The organism is Deinococcus aquaedulcis (assembly GCF_019693445.1).
Classification (GTDB): Bacteria; Deinococcota; Deinococci; order Deinococcales; family Deinococcaceae; genus Deinococcus; species Deinococcus aquaedulcis.
The window spans coordinates 121,130-137,755 of the sequence record NZ_JAHRBL010000009.1 but is presented as its reverse complement, the minus strand read 5'-3'; the positions used below and the strand labels follow the sequence as shown (position 1 = coordinate 137,755).

The 16,626-nt window shown below is 70.7% G+C and carries 15 protein-coding genes; 4 read left to right on the top strand and 11 right to left on the bottom strand.

Annotated elements, in window-relative coordinates:
• Positions 1–648 precede the first annotated feature (648 nt).
• Together KMW22_RS12260 and KMW22_RS12255 are read left to right on the top strand one after the other, a co-directional pair.
• Complete coding sequence (locus KMW22_RS12260) at positions 649–2,445, top strand: ABC transporter ATP-binding protein (RefSeq protein WP_221090331.1); 1,797 nt, start codon at positions 649–651, stop codon at positions 2,443–2,445.
• A 112-nt stretch (positions 2,446–2,557) separates the two neighbouring features.
• On the top strand, positions 2,558–4,357 hold the full coding sequence (locus KMW22_RS12255) for an ATP-binding cassette domain-containing protein (protein WP_221090330.1): 1,800 nt from the start codon (positions 2,558–2,560) through the stop codon (positions 4,355–4,357).
• 390 nt (positions 4,358–4,747) lie between these two features.
• Here KMW22_RS12255 and pyrE read toward each other — a convergent pair whose 3' ends face one another.
• Complete coding sequence (gene pyrE, locus KMW22_RS12250; protein ID WP_221090329.1) at positions 4,748–5,308, bottom strand: orotate phosphoribosyltransferase; 561 nt, start codon at positions 5,306–5,308, stop codon at positions 4,748–4,750.
• Between the two features lie 196 nt (positions 5,309–5,504).
• Between pyrE and KMW22_RS12245 the strand changes: the two genes are divergently transcribed.
• Positions 5,505–6,254: a ribonuclease H gene (locus KMW22_RS12245; RefSeq protein WP_221090328.1), complete on the top strand. Its 750-nt coding sequence runs from the start codon at positions 5,505–5,507 to the stop codon at positions 6,252–6,254.
• A gap of 21 nt (positions 6,255–6,275) precedes the next feature.
• Positions 6,276–8,741 carry a glycoside hydrolase family 31 protein gene (locus KMW22_RS12240; protein WP_221090327.1) on the top strand — a complete coding sequence of 822 codons (2,466 nt, stop codon included), beginning with the start codon at positions 6,276–6,278 and terminating at the stop codon, positions 8,739–8,741.
• 162 nt (positions 8,742–8,903) lie between these two features.
• Here the strand turns inward: KMW22_RS12240 and KMW22_RS12235 are convergent, their stop codons facing one another.
• From KMW22_RS12235 to KMW22_RS12190, 10 genes are all read right to left on the bottom strand, one after another.
• Positions 8,904–9,284, bottom strand: a complete 381-nt coding sequence (locus KMW22_RS12235; protein WP_221090326.1) for a hypothetical protein — start codon at positions 9,282–9,284, stop codon at positions 8,904–8,906.
• Positions 9,281–9,838: a VUT family protein gene (locus tag KMW22_RS12230; protein ID WP_221090325.1), complete on the bottom strand. Its 558-nt coding sequence runs from the start codon at positions 9,836–9,838 to the stop codon at positions 9,281–9,283. The genes KMW22_RS12235 and KMW22_RS12230 overlap by 4 nt, the downstream gene beginning before the upstream one ends.
• A gap of 390 nt (positions 9,839–10,228) precedes the next feature.
• On the bottom strand, positions 10,229–10,741 hold the full coding sequence (locus tag KMW22_RS12225) for a hypothetical protein (protein WP_221090324.1): 513 nt from the start codon (positions 10,739–10,741) through the stop codon (positions 10,229–10,231).
• A gap of 84 nt (positions 10,742–10,825) precedes the next feature.
• On the bottom strand, positions 10,826–11,518 hold the full coding sequence (locus tag KMW22_RS12220) for an arginase (protein ID WP_221090339.1): 693 nt from the start codon (positions 11,516–11,518) through the stop codon (positions 10,826–10,828).
• A gap of 272 nt (positions 11,519–11,790) precedes the next feature.
• Entirely contained in the window at positions 11,791–12,777 is a 987-nt protein-coding gene (locus KMW22_RS12215; RefSeq protein ID WP_221090323.1) for a GNAT family N-acetyltransferase, read from the bottom strand.
• The gene (locus KMW22_RS12210) at positions 12,774–13,760 is read right to left on the bottom strand and encodes a GNAT family N-acetyltransferase (RefSeq protein WP_221090322.1); all 987 of its coding nucleotides are present in this window, start codon (positions 13,758–13,760) and stop codon (positions 12,774–12,776) included. Before KMW22_RS12210 ends, KMW22_RS12215 begins: the two co-directional genes overlap by 4 nt.
• Positions 13,757–14,782 carry a GNAT family N-acetyltransferase gene (locus KMW22_RS12205; protein WP_221090321.1) on the bottom strand — a complete coding sequence of 342 codons (1,026 nt, stop codon included), beginning with the start codon at positions 14,780–14,782 and terminating at the stop codon, positions 13,757–13,759. The genes KMW22_RS12210 and KMW22_RS12205 overlap by 4 nt, the downstream gene beginning before the upstream one ends.
• 86 nt (positions 14,783–14,868) lie before the next feature.
• Positions 14,869–15,072, bottom strand: coding sequence for a hypothetical protein (locus tag KMW22_RS12200; protein WP_221090320.1), 204 nt, complete (start codon positions 15,070–15,072; stop codon positions 14,869–14,871).
• Complete coding sequence (locus tag KMW22_RS12195; RefSeq protein ID WP_221090319.1) at positions 15,056–15,925, bottom strand: hypothetical protein; 870 nt, start codon at positions 15,923–15,925, stop codon at positions 15,056–15,058. Before KMW22_RS12195 ends, KMW22_RS12200 begins: the two co-directional genes overlap by 17 nt.
• Complete coding sequence (locus tag KMW22_RS12190) at positions 15,922–16,617, bottom strand: alpha/beta fold hydrolase (protein WP_221090318.1); 696 nt, start codon at positions 16,615–16,617, stop codon at positions 15,922–15,924. Before KMW22_RS12190 ends, KMW22_RS12195 begins: the two co-directional genes overlap by 4 nt.
• Between the last annotated feature and the right edge of the window lie 9 nt (positions 16,618–16,626).

Sequence of the window (16,626 nt, the reverse complement as noted above, 5' to 3'; positions counted from 1 at the left end):
AAAGGGTGAGGGGGGCTTTCTGTTTGGGCGAGTTCGTTTGCCGGCGTTGCCCCACCCCCCCAGCCCCCCTACCCCGGAGGGGCAGGGGGGAGTTTTCCGCTGCGCTCGGCAAACGTTGACTGGCGGTTCGGGGTGGCTTGTCTTCGCCCCGTGTCGTACGCCGTGGTCTACCTCCGTCCATCGCCAGACGCCCGCGCGCTGCGCGCACGACGGCTTCCGTTGCTCACCCCGCAGGGGTGAAGGGTGGGCACGCTTAGGACACGAGGTTCTACTTTGAACAGCAGCAGAAGCCAGAGCTGCTTTTGCCGTTCAAAGTAAAACCTGCTGGGCCGCACCACGCCTTCTTGCCCCCCTACCGCCCAGGTCCAGACGAGGCCGTCGTGCCCGAAGGGCGCGGGCCATTGCGATGGGGCGGAGGATGGCGTCGAAGCCGGACACGTCAACGAATGGAGAAACCCAGCCGACTCCAGTAAAAACTCTTGCCCAGTGCGAACGTCTGCTCCCCCCTGCCCCTCTGGGGTAGGGGGGCTGGGGGGGTGGGGCAAGCCAGAAAACGTCATCCCCCATCCCCCCGCATGAACCCCACCTCAACCCCCATGCGCCACTCGGCAGATGCGCCCCCCACCCCCCGCCCCCTAGCCTGACCCCATGACCCCGCCCTCCCCCGCCCCCTCGCCCCCACCCGAACGGTCCAGCCGCGCCCTGGCCGTCCTGGGCACCTACCTGGGCCCCCTCAAGTGGCAGGTGGCCGCCCTGGCCGCCCTGCTACTGACCGGCACGGCACTGAACCTGCTGCTGCCCCAGCTGCTGCGCCGCTTCGTGGACAGCGCCAAGCTGGGCGCCGGGGCCGATGTGGGGCTGCTGGTGCGGCTGGCGGGGCTGTATCTCGTGCTGGCCGTGGGCGTGCAGCTGATGACCGCCGGAGCCACCTACGTGGGCGCCCGGGTGGGCTGGACCGCCACCAACCGCCTGCGCGCGGACCTGATGGCGCACCTGCTGTCACTGGACATGCGCGAGCACAAGGAACGCACCCCCGGCGAGATGATCGAGCGCATTGACGGCGACGTGACGGCCCTGAGCAACTTCTTCTCGCAGTTCGCGGTGCGGGTCTTTGGCGCGGCCCTGCTGCTGACGGGCGCCCTGATCATGTTCTTCCGCGAGGACTGGCGGGTGGGCCTGGGGGTGGCCCTGTTCACGCTGGTGACGCTGGGCGCCATGAACCGGGTGCGCAAACTGGGCGTGGAACCCACCCGCTTGGAGCGCGAAGCCAGCGCCCGGCTGTTCGGTTTCGTGGAAGAGCGCCTCTCGGGCCTAGACGATATTCGCAGCCTAGGGGCCGGCGAACACCACCTGCGGCGCTTTTTACAGACGCAGCGCACCTTTTTCACCCGCTCCATTACCTCCTGGCGGCGCCGGAGCGTGGTGTGGCAGCTGAGCATGCTGCTCTTCGCCATTGGCTATGTGGGCGTGCTGACCGCCGCTGTGGGCCTGTACGCCGCCGGGGCCATCTCATTGGGCACCGCCTTTCTGATGTACCAGTACATGACACTGGTGGAAGAACCCATTGACCAGCTGACCCAGCAGCTGCAGGACCTGCAAAAGGCCGGAGCCAGCCTGGGGCGCGTGTCCGAACTGCTGGCCCTGAAGAGTGCCGTGGTGGGCGGCGCTACGCCGCTACCCCCCGGACCCCTGGCGCTGGACTTTGATCACGTCACCTTTTCTTACACCCCCGAAGACCCGGCCAGCCGCCCAGTGCTGCGGGACGTGTCGCTGCACCTGCCCGCTGGCCAGACCCTGGGCCTGCTGGGCCGCACCGGCAGCGGCAAGACCACCCTCACCCGCCTGGTCTCCCGCCTGTACGACGCCACCGAGGGCGAGATTCGCCTGGGCGGCGTGAACGTGACCCACACGCCCCTGCAGGACCTGCGCCGCCGCGTGGCCGTGGTCACGCAGGACGTGCAGCTGTTTCAGGCCAGCGTGCGCGACAACCTGAGTTTCTTTGACCCGCAAGTGGGTGATGACGCTGTGGAAGCTGCGCTGCGCGAGGTGGGCCTGGGGACGTGGCTGGACCGGCTGGAAGAAGGCGTGCGCACGCCCCTGCCCACCGGCAGCCTCTCGGCGGGCGAGGCGCAACTGCTGGCCTTTGCCCGCGTGCTGCTGCGCGACCCCAGCCTAATCATTCTGGATGAGCCCAGCAGCCGCCTGGACCCCGCCACCGAGGCCCTGCTGACGGCCGCCATGACCCGCCTGCTGTCTGGGCGCACCGCCATCATCATCGCCCACCGCCTGGACACCGTGGCGCGCGCCGACCGGATTCTGGTGCTGGGCGGCGGCGAGATTCTGGAACACGGCGAGCGCGACACCCTGGCCCGCACCCCAGAGAGCCACTACGCCGCCCTGCTGCGCGCGGGCGTGCTGGATGACGGCGAAGGGGTGCTGGCATGAGGGGGGAAGTGGTCAGTAGGAAGTGGGAAGCGGGAAAAACCGCTCCTGCTGTTGCTCTCGCCTGCCGTTCTCCACTCACCACTGCCCACTGCCCACTCCCCGGAGCTCCCGCATGACCACCACCCCCCTCCCCCAGCCCAACGAACGCACCTTCGCGCTCTCCAAAGAGCTGTTCAAGTACAGACCCGGCCTCTTTGCCTTCAACCTGCTGATGTGGGGCATGGTCCACGCCTCGCCCGCGCTGTTGACGCTGGCGGTGAGCGGCGTGTTCGGCGCGCTGGAACGGGCCGATGACCTGAAGGGCGCAGGGCAGCCCCTGGACCCGGCGATTGCAGCGGCGTGGACCGCGCTGGGCTGGTTTGCCTTTGTGCGCCTCAGCCGCTTTGGCATTTTTTACGGGGCGTTCCGTGCCTGGATCGAGCTGTGGTACACCCTGGACGCCCTGGTGCGGCGCAACCTGCTGGGCTACCTGCTGACCGCCCGGCGCAGCCGTCGCCTGCCGGATACCCCCGCCGAGGCGGTCAGCCGCTTCCGCGACGATGTGGACGACGTGGCCGGCTACACCGAGGTCTGGGTGGACGGCGCGGGCTTCCTGCTGTACTCGGCGGTGGCGATCACCCTGATGGCGCGGGTAGACCCCCTGATTACCCTGCTGGTGTGCGCGCCGCTGCTGCTGATGGTGCTGTTCGTGCAGCGCCTGTCGCCCACCATCCGCAGCTACCGCCGCCGCATGCGCGAGGCCACCGCCCGCGTGACCGACTTTATTGGCGAAACCTTCGGGGCCGTGAGCGCTGTGAAGCTGGCGGCCCAGGAAGACCGCATGGTGGCGCACCTGCGGGCCCTGGGCGAAACCCGGCGTCACGCCGCCCTGCGCGACGTGCTGCTGACCGAGCTGATCCGGGGCGTGAACACCAACATGGTGAACCTCGCTGTGGGGCTGGTGCTGCTGCTGGGCGCCAACAAGGTGCGCGGCGGCGCGATGGATATTCAGGACTTCGTGCTGTTTATCGGCCTGCTGCCGCGCCTGACCGGCTCCATGGGCTTTTTTGGCGACGCCATTGCCCGCCACCGCCGCACCGGGGTCAGCTACGACCGCATGACCCGCCTGCTGCAAGACGCCCCCGACACCACCATCGTGGCCCACCACCCGGTGTACCTGCAGGGCGACCCGCCCCCGGCCCCAGCCGCTGGGTCCGCCGCGCCCCTGCAGGAACTGCGTGTGCAGCACCTCACCGCCACCCACCCGGGCGGGCTGGGCATTCAGGAGGCCAGTTTCCACCTGCGCCGGGGGGAATTCGTGGTGGTGACCGGGCGCATCGGCAGCGGCAAGACCACCCTGCTGCGCGCCGTGCTGGGCCTCATTCCGGCGCAGAGCGGGCAGGTGTTCTGGAACGGCGAGGCTGTGGAGGATCCCGCCACCTTCCTGGTGCCGCCCCGCAGCGCCTACACGGCGCAGTTGCCCAGCCTCTTTTCCGACACCCTGGCCGAGAACATCACCAGCGGCGCCGACCGCACCCATCTGGAACGCGCCGTGCAGCTGGCAGTGCTGGAGCCCGACCTGGACGCCCTGCAAAGCGGCCTGGACACCCCGGTGGGCGCACGCGGCGTCAAGCTGTCCGGCGGCCAGATTCAGCGCGCGGCCGTGGCCCGTATGCTGGCCCGCCCCGCCGACCTCCTGGTCTTCGATGACGTGTCCAGCGCCCTGGACGCCCGCACCGAAGCCCAGCTGTGGCAGGGCCTGAGCACCACCGACGCCACCTGCCTCGTGGTCAGCCACCGCCGCGCCGCCCTGCTGCGCGCCGACCGCATTCTGCTGCTGCAAGCTGGCCGCCTGACCGACGAAGGCACCCTCCCCGAACTGCTCGAACGCAGCGAGGAAATGCGCGCGCTGTGGGCGGAGGAAGGGGAGTAGAAGGTTGTGGGACGTGGGTTGTGGAGGGGGGTAGGGAAAGATGGGAGTGGTGAGTAGGAAGTAGTGAGTGGAGACAGAGCGAGGCGAGGGCAAAAACGCCCCTCGCCTTCTGCCTTTGTGTTTTGAAGTTGAAAGTAGAACCTGCTGGGCCGCATCAAGCCCTCTTGCCCCAGTACCGCCCAGGTTCAGACGAGGCCGTCGTGCGCGAAGCGCGCGGGCCATTGCGCTGGGACGCAGGATGGCGTCGAAGCCGGACACGTTAACGGATAGAGCAACCCAGCCGACGTCAGTAGAAACTCTTGCCCAGTGCGAACGTCTGCTCCCCCCTGCCCCTCTGGGGTAGGGGGGCTGGGGGGGTGGGGCCAGCCAGGAAACCCCACCCTCACCCCCTTAAATCTCCTGCAGCGGAATCGCCGCCAACCACGCCGGCACCTCATCCGGCGCATACGTGTCAAACACCAGCCGCGTCAGCGCCACCAGCGGATACCCCCCCAGATCGCCCCCCTCCTTGCGCCGGTCCACAATGCAGGCAATCCCCACACACCGCCCCCCCGCCGCCTCGGCCGCCCGCACGGCCTTCAGGACGCTGCCGCCCGTGGTCAGCACGTCCTCTACCGCCACGAAGGTTTCCCCGGGCGCCACCGTAAAGGCCTCCCGGATCTTCATGCCGCCCTGCCCGTCTTTCTCGGCAAAGAGGGCGCGGGTGCCATAGTGGCGGGCCGTTTCATAGGCCAGCACCACCCCGCCCATCGCCGGACCAATGATGAACTGCGCCTGAATCCCGGCGTCCTTGACCGCCTGCGCCAGCGCCTGCCCAATCTGCTCGGTGTACTGGGGGTACTGCAGCACGGTGGTGCTCTGCAGGAACTTGGGGCTGTGGCGCCCGCTGGCCAGCAAAAAGTGACCCTCGTGGTAGGCGCCGGCCTTCTGGTACAGCTCAAGAACGTTCATGGGGGCAGTATTCCCCATCCGGGCCCCGGGCCGCTGGCCTAGACCGGCTGGCCGATGCGCACAGGGCTCAGGGTGCGCTCTGATGGGGGCCGCTGGCCAGCGGCCCCCGGCATCAAGAAAGCCATAGGGCGCGCGGGGCCGCCAACCAGGAAGAATAGGCACAGCCCGGCGGGGCGGCGAGGGGTGGAAAGCTCAGGTGAATCAGGCGTTTGTGGATGCAAGCTGGAATGAGGTCCCCACGGAAGAGGGGCTGAGCGGCATGGGCGGCTGGGGCCTGATTCTCATCGTGCCGGGCGCGCTGCCTGCCCGGGTGCAGGGCCAGCTGCGCGCGCCAGACAACAACGCCGCCGAGGTGCGCGCGGTGCTTGAAGCGGTGCGCGCCGCGCCGTCCGGGCAGCCCCTGACCGTGCACACCGACAACGAGGCCGTGATTGCCTCGGTGGGGCGGGGCCGGGGGCCGGAGTTCCTGGCTGACGCCGCCCGCGAGGTCCGCGACGAGGCCGAGGCGCGCGGCGTGGACCTGCGCCTGCGCTACGCCCCGCGTACCCGGCGCCACATGCAGGCCGCCCACCTGCTGGCGAACGACGCCCGGCGCGGCCTGGGCACCCCTGGCCTGACGGAAACCCGCTCTGACGTGCTGATCGAGCAGCGCGCCGCCGGGGGCGAGGCCCGCGTGAGCCTGCGCCGCCCCGGCGAGCGCGTGACCGCCCATGTGCCGCTGGATTTCGCCTCGGAGGTGCCGCCCAGTGCCCAGGCGCTACTGGCGGCGGTGGGGCTGGCGCTGCCCGGCGAGGTGCTGGTGGTGCGCCGCGCCAGCAAGGTGGCCCAGGCGCTGTGGCAGCGCCCCGAGCGGGCCCTGCGCCCCGGGGCCCAGGCCCTGCTGCAGGGCGCCCGGCGCGCGGCCGATGAAAGCGGCGTGCAGGTGGAATTCCTGGGGGTGGGTTAGGTTCAGGCGGTACGCTGAGCCATGCGCCTGAGTTCATTTGCGGTGGAGGTGGGGGGTGCCCCGGCCCCGGGCCGGCAGGGCACGCAGGTGCGCGTGTGGGGCGAGACCGACCTGCTGCTGGTTTCAGCCCCCTTGCCCGGGGTGCTGCGCGTGCGCCTTATCCCCGAAGCGCGCGCCGGATCGCTCTCGTTTCCCCGCCCGGCGCCCAAACCCAGCTTTGCGCTGCGCCCGGGGCTGCCCGAAGGCGTAAGTCTTAGCGCCGCTGAGGACGGCGACGATCTGCTGATCATCGGCGGGGGGCTGGCGCTGAAGCTGGACCGCCGGACGGGCGCGTGGCAGGTGCTTAGTGGCAGCGGCCCGGGGGCGCGGGTGCTGGCCCAGGCGCACGCCTGGAGCGGCGAGGCCCCCGCCCCCCGCCCCGCGCTGGACGCCGAACGCTTTGCCCTACGCCGCACCCGCCTGCACCTGGGGGCCCCGGAAGGCGCGGCCTACCTGGGCTTTGGCGAGAAGGTGGGGCCCCTGGACAAGCGGGGGCAGCACCTCACCTTCTGGAACACCGACTGCTTTCCCCACCACCTCGAAACCGACCCGCTGTACGTGTCGATTCCCTTCACCACGGTGCTGCAGGGAGGCCGTGCCCACGGCCTGTTCCTGGACGAGCCCTGGCGCCTGGAAGCGGACGTGGCGCGCAGCCACCCCGAAGAACTGCGCTTTGCCTCGGCGGGGCCGGAGTTGGACCTGTATGTGATTGCCGGGCCCCGCCCCGCCGACGTGCTGCGCCGCTACGCGGACCTGACCGGCACGGCGCCCATGCCGCCCCTGTGGGCCCTGGGCGCCGCGCAGAGCCGCTGGGGCTACCGCACCGAGGGCGACCTGCGCGCCGTGATCGCCGGCTACCGCGAGCGCGGCCTGCCGCTGGACAGCGTGTACGTGGACATTGATTACATGGACGCCTACAAGGTCTGGACGGTGAACCGCGCGAATTTCCCGGACCTGCGGGCGCTGGTGAAAGAGGCGGCGGGCCAGGGCGTGAAACTGGTGCCCATCGTGGACCCCGGCGTGAAGGTGGAAGCGGGCTACGAGGTCTACGAGGAGGCCGTGCGCGGCGACCATCTGGTGCGCACCGCCCGGGGCGACGTGCTGGTGGGCGAGGTCTGGCCGGACCCGGCGGTCTTCCCGGACTTCACCCGCCCCGAGGTGGTGGCGTGGTGGGCGGGGCACCACCGCGTCTTTGCCGAAGCGGGCATTCAGGGCCAGTGGAACGACATGAACGAGCCCGCGTGCTTTTCCCTGCGCCAGCCGCAGCCCACCGAGGGCAAGACACTGCCCTACGACGCCCGGCACGGCCCCCGCACCCACCTGGAGGTGCACAACGCCTATGCCAACGGCATGAACGAGGCCAGCCGCGCCGGCTACGCGCGCTTCAGCCCCGGCATCCGGCCCTGGATTCTCACGCGCGCCGGGTACGCGGGCATTCAGCGCTCGGCGGCGGTGTGGACCGGCGACAACGCGGCCAGCTGGGGCCACCTGGCCCTCAGCCTGCCCATGCTGGGCGGCCTGGGCCTGAGCGGCGTGCCGTTTGTGGGGGCGGATGTGGGCGGCTTTGGCGGCGACAGCACCGGGGAACTGCTGGTGCGCTGGTATCAGGCGGCGCTGGGCTATACGTTCGTGCGCAACCACGCGGCCCTGGGCACCGCCGACCAGGAACCGTGGCGCTTTGGCGAACCCTACACGGCCCTGGTGGGCGCGGCGCTGGAACGGCGCTACCGGCTGCTGCCGCACCTGTACACCCTGGCGCACGCGGCCACCCGCACCGGGTTGCCCTTGCTGCGCCCGCTGGCCCTGCACTTCCCCGGCGATGAGGACGCCCTGCGTGAAGAGGGCCAGTACCTGCTGGGCGAGGGCCTGCTGGTGGCCCCGGTGCTGCGCGGCGGGGTGCGGCGGCGGCAGGTGTATCTGCCCGCTGGCCGCTGGGCCGAGGTGTTCAACCTGGGCCGCTTTGGCGCCATCCACGAGGGCGAACAGTATGTGACCGCCCAGGCGCCGCTGGACACGCTGCCCCTGTACCTGCGCGCCGGCGAGGCCCTGGCCCTGACCCAGGGAGCCCTCCACACCACCACCGCGCGCTGGGCCGACCTGACGTGGCTGGTGCACGCCGGCCCCCACGGCTTCGTGAGCCAGCTGTACGAGGACGGCGGCGACGGCCCGGTGCGCGGGCGCCTGACCCGGCTGCTGGGCGAGCGCCACGGGGCCCAGGTGCTGATCCGCCGCGAGGTGGAGGGCGACACCTTCGCCGAGCCGCGCGTGACCCTGCGCGTGGCGGGCCTGGGCCATGTGCGCCGCGTGGACGGCGCCGTGAACTACACCTACGAGGACGGCGTGCTCACGCTGACCCTACCGGCGCGCTGGTCGGCCCTGACGCTGGAACTCGATGAAGACGAGGACAGCGGCCCCGACCCGGACACCCTGGAGGTCGAGGACCGCTAAAACAAGCGCCGGACACCCTCTTCAAGGCGTCCGGCGCGCGACAGGCCCTAGAGCGGTTGACCAAAGCACCCCCTCACCCCTCGCTGCGCGAGGCCCTCTCCCACGAGGGGAGAGGGTCAAGAACCAACATCATCTTGATGTCAAATGCCCTAGGGGCGGGCTTCAGCGGTTGGCTTCCCCCTGCGGCGTGGCGGTCACGGTGACCCGCTGGCCCTGGCGCAGGCCCTTGAAGCTCACGTCGGCGTGGGCGGTCACCGGCTGGCCCAGCGCGTTGGCGGCGTCCTGGGCCACGGTCTGCACGAAAAATTCCATGTCGCGCACCACCGGGTGCCCGATAAAGGCGTCCACATAACTGTCCAGGCTGAACAGTTCCAGCAGCCCCGGGCCAGCCTCGTAGCGCAGGGCCAGGGTGCTGCCGGGGCCGGGGTTGCCGGTGGCCGGGCAGAGGGGGGGCAGGTGCAACACATGCTCAACCAGGGTGCTCAGGTCCGGACGGGCGTTGGCGATGACCCGCAGCCGGTCAGCCCGCGCCGGCTCGCTCATGCGGCGGCGGAGCGGGCCGCGTGCCGCAGCCGGAAGGCGAACAGCGCCGCGATCAGGTACTTGGCCACGATGTCAGCGAAGATGATCTGGGCAATCTCGTTACTGCTCATGTCGCCCCAGAACGCCAGCAGGGTGAACAGAATGGAGTCCAGGGGCACGCTGACGGCGTTGCTGGCCAGCACCCGGGTCCACCAGCTGCGGCGGATAAAGCGCTGGTAGACAGCGGTATCGGCCAGTTCGCCCACCAGAATCGCCAGGAAGCTGGCGCCAATAAAGCGCCACGGCGTGCCGGTGAGCAGCGCCACGACGGTGTTCACCAGCAGCGCCACGCCAATGGCGACATACACCGCGTTCAGGCCACCGGCACGGTGAATACGGTCGCGCAGCGTAAATACGGCGGCGAAGAAGATGGTGCCCACACTCAGCATCCCGTAGACCGGCAGCGGAATGAACTTGTTCAGCGTGAGGTTGGCGAGCAGAATGCTCAGCGCGTACAGAGCAATCAAGAGCAGGGGCAGCGGGGCAAGCAGGCCCCGAGCGGGAGAGTGGTTCATAGGTGCCTCCAGCCGCAGCGACAAAACAGGTCGCGGGCCGCCCCGCAGGGTAGCAGATATGGGCCAAAAGCGACCTTGTCAATGGTGCGGACGGTGTTTAAGGCCGGTGCGGCGGCGGTGAGGAAAATATCGTCTAGGACGTCAGGCTCATTCACCTTCCTCTGCGGCGCCGCGCGGCGAGACCCCCACAGGGGGAAGAGGAAAGCGCCGTGTTCATGGAGTCGCCCCAGCTCAACGGTTGACACCGTCTGCACCCTTGCTCGTGCGGCGTTCCGTTTGCTCCGCACACCACCTGGTACAGCACTGGAATACACCCATCACGCTCGGCAGAGCTTACGTTCCTGCCCGCTCTTCGAGTCTGTTCCGCCGCTGCTCCAGTCCGAGTTGAGCCTACCGGCGGCGGCCGAAGCGCAGTTTGGGGGTGGGGGCCGGGGTCTCGGGGGCCGGGAGGGGTGCAATGGCCTCGAAGTCGCGCACCGCGCCCTGCAGCCAACCCGGGGCGCCGCCGGGGCGCAGCAGGTCCTCGCTGGGCACCCAGGTGGCCCCCGTGACTGCTCTCAGGTCGGGCTGCAGAATGCCCGCGCAGTATTCGGTGCCAAAAATCAGGTTCAGGCGCATGCCGCCTTCTGCGCCGTGCATGCCGCGCGCCGCGTGCGAGCCCACCAGTTTCAGGTCACTCACTGCCAAGCTCACCTGCTCGCGGATGGTGCGGCGCAGCTGCAATTCCACGGGATTGGCGCCCGTGGCGGCATTCAGAATGAAGCCGGGCAGGTCGTGGCTGCCGCCGGGGAGCAGCGGCTCGCGCGGGCTGGTGATCAGGTAGGCGCCCCGGTGCACGATCAGGGCGAACGCCCCCACCTGATAGGCGGTGGGCAGGGTTTGCTCTTGGGAAGGGGTTATCACGATGGGGGCGCTCCTGGGGACCGGGGCGGCAGAAGAGGAAAGGCCTGCAGGGTCAGGGCATTGTACCCCCCGCCCCCAGCGCCGTCATGACCGCCAGAGGGGGGGAACAAGCACCTGGGCCCGCAGCGCCCCGGCCAGTTCGCGCAGCGCCGGGTCGTGGGCCGGGCTGGTCCAGGCTGGGGACTGCACCAGCAGCAGCGCCCGCACCTCGGCCGGGTCGGGCAGGCCCGCGCCGGGGGCCGCCTGCCGGGTCAGGGTGACGCGGCCATGCAGGTCGGCGGGCAGCAGCGGCGAGACCTCGGTCCAGGTGCGGCCCAGATCAAACCCTTCGGCCACGGGCAGCCCCGCGTGCCAGTCCGGGTACAGGGTGGTCACGTGCCGGATGAGCCCCGAGCGCAGCCCCAGCCCCGCCCAGTTGCCCGGACGCACCCGCTCCGGATCGCCGGAAAAGCTGGCGAGGTCGTGGTGCGAATCCAGATTCAGCACGGCGTGGCCGGGAAACTGCTGCAGCCACGCCCAGGCGTCTGCGTGGCTGAGGGTGAGCCAGGTGGGCACCCCCGCGTAGGCCCGCAGCGCCTCCCAACCGGGGTACAGCGGAAAATCGGCGTCCAGGGCGGCCCAGGGGGCGGCGGGGTCCTCCTCTCCCCCACGCCGCTGCGCCCGCGCGGTCCAGGCGGCCAGCCGGTCCTCCTCGCGGTCACGGGTGCCCCAGATCGGCGCGTCGAACACCAGTTCCCGGGTGCCCGAAAAGGCGTCCCAGTCCACACTCAGCAGCAGGCCAGAAGGCGGCTGGTCTGGGGGGTGGGCGATCTCGTGGGTTTCGGTCATCGGCGCCTCGCGGGCCCATGATGACAGGAGGATGGGGCGATGAAGGCGGAAGGAAAGCCCTTCTGCGGCACTACCCTCAGCGACGCCCTCACAGCGGTCTTGCGTTCCGTAGAGGGGAGAAAAGGACCCCCTCCACGCCAACCGCTGTCTGTCGCGGTGACTCGCGCCGCTCGCCCCACATCACCTGAAGGTGAACCCTCCAAGTCATGTGGTCACCGCCCTCAGAACCGGTACAGGTAGGAGGTCGTCGCGCCGCCTTCGCGCATAAAGCCCAGGCGGTCGTTGATCGCTAGCATAGGCGCGTTGTCGCTGGCGTTGTCGGTGCGGATCAGGGGCGCGCCCAGGGCCTGGGCCACGCGAATGGCCTCCAGTTTGAGCAGGGTCGCCACCCCACGGCCGCGCCACGCCCGCGTGACCCCGGTGAGGCCCGTCAGCAGGTCGGGGCTGGCCTCGCTGCGAAACAGGGTGGTCTGCCCAATGAAGGTGCCGCCGTGCTCGGCCACCAGATAGCCGTCCGGCAGCAGGCCGGGGTCGCCCAGCACCGCCTCCTGAAACACCGCCTGCGACAGGGGCGTGGCCGGCTCTGCACGGGGCACGTCCTGGCGCACGTCGCTCATCAGGGTGTGCAGGCGCGCCTCAAGGTCCGGCTCGTTGGCCGCCCGCAGAGCCGTCAGGGAATGCAGGCGCACGCCCTGGGCGGCCAGCCGCTCGGCCAGCCCCACGTACCGGGCCCCGTCGAACGTCGCCACGTCCAGCACGCTGAAGAAGTATCGTTTGTCGCCCACCCAGCCCCGGCGGGTCAGAAACCCCGGGGCCACTGGGTGCTCATCCCGCGCCAGAATCCGTGCCGATTCGGCGCCGAGCCCACGGAGCCGCGCCTCCAGGGCCGCCCAGAGGGCGCGGCCCACCCCCTGCCCCTGCCACGCCGGGGCCACGCCCAGTTCCAGGGTGAAGCGCCCCGGGTGGTACGCGCCCGGGTTCTGAAAGTACGAGGCGGTGCCCACCACCTCTTCACCCTGCCGGGCCACCAGCACGCCCGCGTGGTGGCCCCAGCCCCGCTGCTCCTCGTCGCGCCTGCGCAGCTCTGCGCCGCTGACCGGGTCGTGGGGCAGCGCGGCGGTGTAGGCGCGGGCCGCCGCGTCCCACTCGTGGGGCTGCACCGGGCCAACGTCTATCCGGACCACCCCGGGCGGCTGCGGGCCGGTCATACCCCGCCCCATTTCATCTCGATCCAGGCCACGCGCGGGCGAAAGCCCAGGCGCTCGTTCAGGGCCAGCATGGGCGCGTTCGTGGTGGCGTTGCCCGTCCAGACCTCGTGGGCGCCGCGTTCGCGGGCGACCCGCAGCGCGGCCAGCTTGACCGCCAGGGCCAGCCCCTGCCGCCGCCACTCGCGCCGGGTGCCGGTCAGGCCGGTGTTCAGGCGGCCCGGGTGGTGCTCGTCGCCGTACAGTTCCGACAGGGCCGCCACCTCGCCCTCCTCGGTCACGGCCAGCAGCACGCCTTCGGGAAAGAACTCTGGGCGGTCCAGGCGCTGCTGGCAGAAGCGCTCAAAGGGCACGGGCGTGGCTTCTCCGGTGCGCGGCACGTCCTCGCGGGCGGCCACCCAGCCCTCGTAGTAGGCGCGCAGGGCGGCGTCCCGGCCCTGCTCGGCCTGCAGCTCGGCCAGGGACCGCAGGCGCAGCCCCCGGGGCAGGACCTCGGCCTGGGCCCAGGTGGGGGCGTCGAAATCGGCCATCTCCAGCACGTTGTCGAAAAAGCGCATGACCTCGGTAAAGCCGCGCGCCTGCAAGAAGGCCACACCCTGCGGCTCGTCCTCGTAGCTGCCGGCCAGCACCTCCTGGGCACCCCGGGCCTGCAGGTGGGTGCCCAGTACCTCGGCCAGCGCGGTGCCAATGCCCTGAGCGCGCGCCTCCGGGTGCACGCCCAGTTCGGCGTGGTAGCGCCCCGGGTGGTACATGCCGCCAAACTGCAGCGCCGAAGCGGCGCCCAGCAGCGCGCCGCCACCTTCCTGGGCCACCCACTGCGCCACATGCAGGCCCAGGGGATCGGCGCGCAGGGTGCGCAGGTCGTGGGCGAGGCGCTCGGCGGTCCAGGGATGGCGGGGGTTGACTACGCTCAGCAGCTCGGCCAGGGCGGGCAGGTCGTGGTCCGTGGCCTCGCGGATGGTGACGTTCAGGGCGGCGCGGGTCATGCCACGCCCCCAGCGGCGATGGGGCGGCGCTCGCCCGTAACAGGGTCCAGGTGCAGTTCGTACCGGCTGCGGGTGGGTCCAGGGCGAAAGCCCAGCGCGCGGTTCATGCCCAGCATGGCCTTGTTGGGCGGGTCGTTGAAGGTGCGGATCTCGCCGCCGCCGGCCGCGTGCAGGGCGCGCATGGCCGCCACTTTCAGCGCCTTGGCCACGCCCAGGCCCCGGTCCTCGCGGCGCACGCCCGTCATGCCAATCACATAGAAGCCGCCGGGGGCTTTCATCAGGGTGCTGTAGCCCACGTAGGGGCCGGTTTCGGGATCGTCCAGGCCCGGACGCAGGGCCACAAAGGACAGCTCGTGACTGAAGGTGGGATCGTCCAATTCCTGTTTGCGCCACGCCTCAAAGGGCCGCTTGGTCAGGGCCTGCCCCATTGGCACGTCCTGAAAGAGGCGCCAGTCCAGTTCATAGAGCCGCCAGTCGCGGTGCTCATCGCCAGCGAGGTCGGCAATCGAGCGCAGTTCGATGCCCTGGGCCGCCACACCCGTCAGCAGCTCGTCGAAAACACCCAGGTTCAGCTCACCCGTGTGCAGGCGTGACTCGTAGCGGTCCCAGGTGCGGGTAAAGCCCCGGCGGGCCAGAAAGGCGCGCCCCGCCTCGTCGCGCGGCTGGTCGCTGAGCATGGTGCGGATGTCCTGGGCGCCCCGGGCGCGCAGCCGGGCCAGCAGTTCGTCGTACAGCGCCCGGCCAACGCCTTGGCCCCGGGCGTCCGGGTGCACGGTGACCGCCCCGAAGTAGCGCCAGTCCTCGTAGGCAAAGTCGTCGTGGCCGGCCTGACCCAGGCCCACCAGTTGCCCGTCCTGCTCGGCCACCACCACGGTGTGGTACAGCCCGGGGTCGCGCGCGGCGTCCCACACCGCCAGCAGCTCGGCGGTGACCGGCCAGTCCGGATCGCTGGCACTGAGCACGCGGGCGGCACCAGTGAAGTCGTCGGGTTTGCGCAGGTCGCGCAGGGTCAGGGGGCTCATGGCGCCCATCATGGGCTGGGCGCCTGCCGCCGGGCATCCGCCAGGGGGCTTAGGAACAGGGTGCGCCTCTTCGCCCTTTCCGGAATTCAAAGAGGAGCCAGGTCCTTGACAGGCGGCGTATACAGCGCGCCATTCAATAGATTGTCCAAGTGGTTCTTGAGGCTCAGGAGCATGCGGAGGTCGTATTGCGAGAGGTCGCCGTTCAGTTGTTCCAGTTGCCAGTGCCACGGGGGCAGCTCTGTATAGGGCGGCTCTTTTAAACGTCGCTCTACTTCATCTCTGGGGTCCATGCCGCACCTCCTCTGCCCCCACCAACCGCCACCGCTCCAGGCGCTGGCCCCGGCTGCGCGAGTAGTGCTTGAGGGCCACCACCGGCAGCACCACCCGGGGCGTCCACCACGTCTGCGCGGGCTTGTGCAGGGCCCAGCCGCCGCCCAGGGTCACGGCGGCGTGCTGCACGAGGCCGTCTGCGCTACGCCACACCAGCACCGTGCCGGGCTGGTCGTCGCGCCCACCGGGCCGCGCCTGCGCCCGCAGGAACGCCTCGAAGGGCTTGCGGCCCATCCAGGTCTGCGCGGCGCCGGGGACCCCCGCCGCGCCCATCACCGCGCCAAAGCAGTTGCCCGCGCTGCCTTCAGGAAACGTGCCGGCCAGCGCCCGCGCCCCGGGCAAAAGGGCCGCCGCCCCCGCCCAGACAGTGCTGGGCACCTGCGCCCGCTGGCAGGGCAGCCCATCCCGCTCGGCCCATCGGGTCAGCACGGCGGGGCTGAGGTGCTCGGGGGCCCACAGCAGGCGGCCCCTGGGCAGCCCCGGCCAGAGGTCGGCGTAGGCGCGGCCCAGCGGCACATTGCCCCGCCCGTGGCTTACCTGGGCCCGCAGCAGCGCGCGGCGCAGGCCCGGAGGCAGGGCCTCACAGTGCGCCCGGTCCACCCACACGACCTGATCGGCCTGCGGGGCCACTGCCCACACGGTGAAGGTGTCGCGGGTTTCCGGGGCCAGGGCGTCGTCGGCTCTGGGCACGGTGCTCAGGCCGAAGGTGTGCGCTTCGGCGGCGGTCAGGAACAGGGGCTGCTGCTCCGGGGCCAGCCACGTGCGCCAGCGGGCGGCCAGCTGGGGCGGCACCTCAATGTTCAGGACCCTCATGCGGGCGCCCCCAGCGCGGTTTGCAGCGCTGCCCCCAGGGCGCCGGCGTGGGTCAGCCAGGCGGTGTGGGGAGCGCCGGGCACCTCGGCCCACTCGCCCCGGGGCAGCAGCGCCGCGAGTTGCCGCGCAGGCCAGCCGGGGCGGATATCGGCCTCCATGTGCAGGAACGTGACCGGCACCGACAGGACGGACAGGCGGCTCAGCAGGTCGGGGGTCTTGATGAACTGGCGCCAGCTGGTGATCAGGGCGCGGTGAACATCTGGGTTCCACTCGACCTCCAGGGCCGGCTCCTGCCCTTGCCCGGCCTCGTAGGCGGCTTTCCAGTCGCGGTCATTCTGAATGCCGGTGCCGGCCACGCTCAGCAGCCGGGTCACGCGCTCCGGGTGCGCCAGGGCGTAGGCCAGTCCCAGATCCGCGCCCCACGAGTGGCCCAGCACGGTCCACTGCGCGGCGCCCAGGGTCTGGCGCAGGGCTTCTATGTCGGCCAGGGCCGTGCTCAGATCGTGCGGGCCACCGCCGCTCTGGCCCACCCCGCGCGGGTCGGGCAGCAGGCAGGTCCAGCTGGGCAGCAGGTGGGCCACAGGTTGCAGATAGTTCACGCAGCCAGGGCCACCTGAGAGCAGCAGCAGGGGTGGGCCGTCGCCCAATCTGTTCACGTACAGAGGCGTGCCGTCGGGCGCAAAAAACTCCATGCCCCAGTG

Coding starts and splice junctions, on each gene's coding strand:
- KMW22_RS12260 (WP_221090331.1), top strand. CDS start 649: ATGACCCCGCCCTCCCCCGCCCCCTCGCCCCCACCCGAACGGTCCAGC.
- KMW22_RS12255 (WP_221090330.1), top strand. CDS start 2,558: ATGACCACCACCCCCCTCCCCCAGCCCAACGAACGCACCTTCGCGCTC.
- pyrE (WP_221090329.1), bottom strand. CDS start 5,308: ATGAACGTTCTTGAGCTGTACCAGAAGGCCGGCGCCTACCACGAGGGT.
- KMW22_RS12240 (WP_221090327.1), top strand. CDS start 6,276: ATGCGCCTGAGTTCATTTGCGGTGGAGGTGGGGGGTGCCCCGGCCCCG.
- KMW22_RS12235 (WP_221090326.1), bottom strand. CDS start 9,284: ATGAGCGAGCCGGCGCGGGCTGACCGGCTGCGGGTCATCGCCAACGCC.
- KMW22_RS12230 (WP_221090325.1), bottom strand. CDS start 9,838: ATGAACCACTCTCCCGCTCGGGGCCTGCTTGCCCCGCTGCCCCTGCTC.
- KMW22_RS12215 (WP_221090323.1), bottom strand. CDS start 12,777: ATGACCGGCCCGCAGCCGCCCGGGGTGGTCCGGATAGACGTTGGCCCG.
- KMW22_RS12210 (WP_221090322.1), bottom strand. CDS start 13,760: ATGACCCGCGCCGCCCTGAACGTCACCATCCGCGAGGCCACGGACCAC.
- KMW22_RS12205 (WP_221090321.1), bottom strand. CDS start 14,782: ATGAGCCCCCTGACCCTGCGCGACCTGCGCAAACCCGACGACTTCACT.
- KMW22_RS12200 (WP_221090320.1), bottom strand. CDS start 15,072: ATGGACCCCAGAGATGAAGTAGAGCGACGTTTAAAAGAGCCGCCCTAT.
- KMW22_RS12195 (WP_221090319.1), bottom strand. CDS start 15,925: ATGAGGGTCCTGAACATTGAGGTGCCGCCCCAGCTGGCCGCCCGCTGG.
- KMW22_RS12190 (WP_221090318.1), bottom strand. CDS start 16,617: ATGGAGTTTTTTGCGCCCGACGGCACGCCTCTGTACGTGAACAGATTG.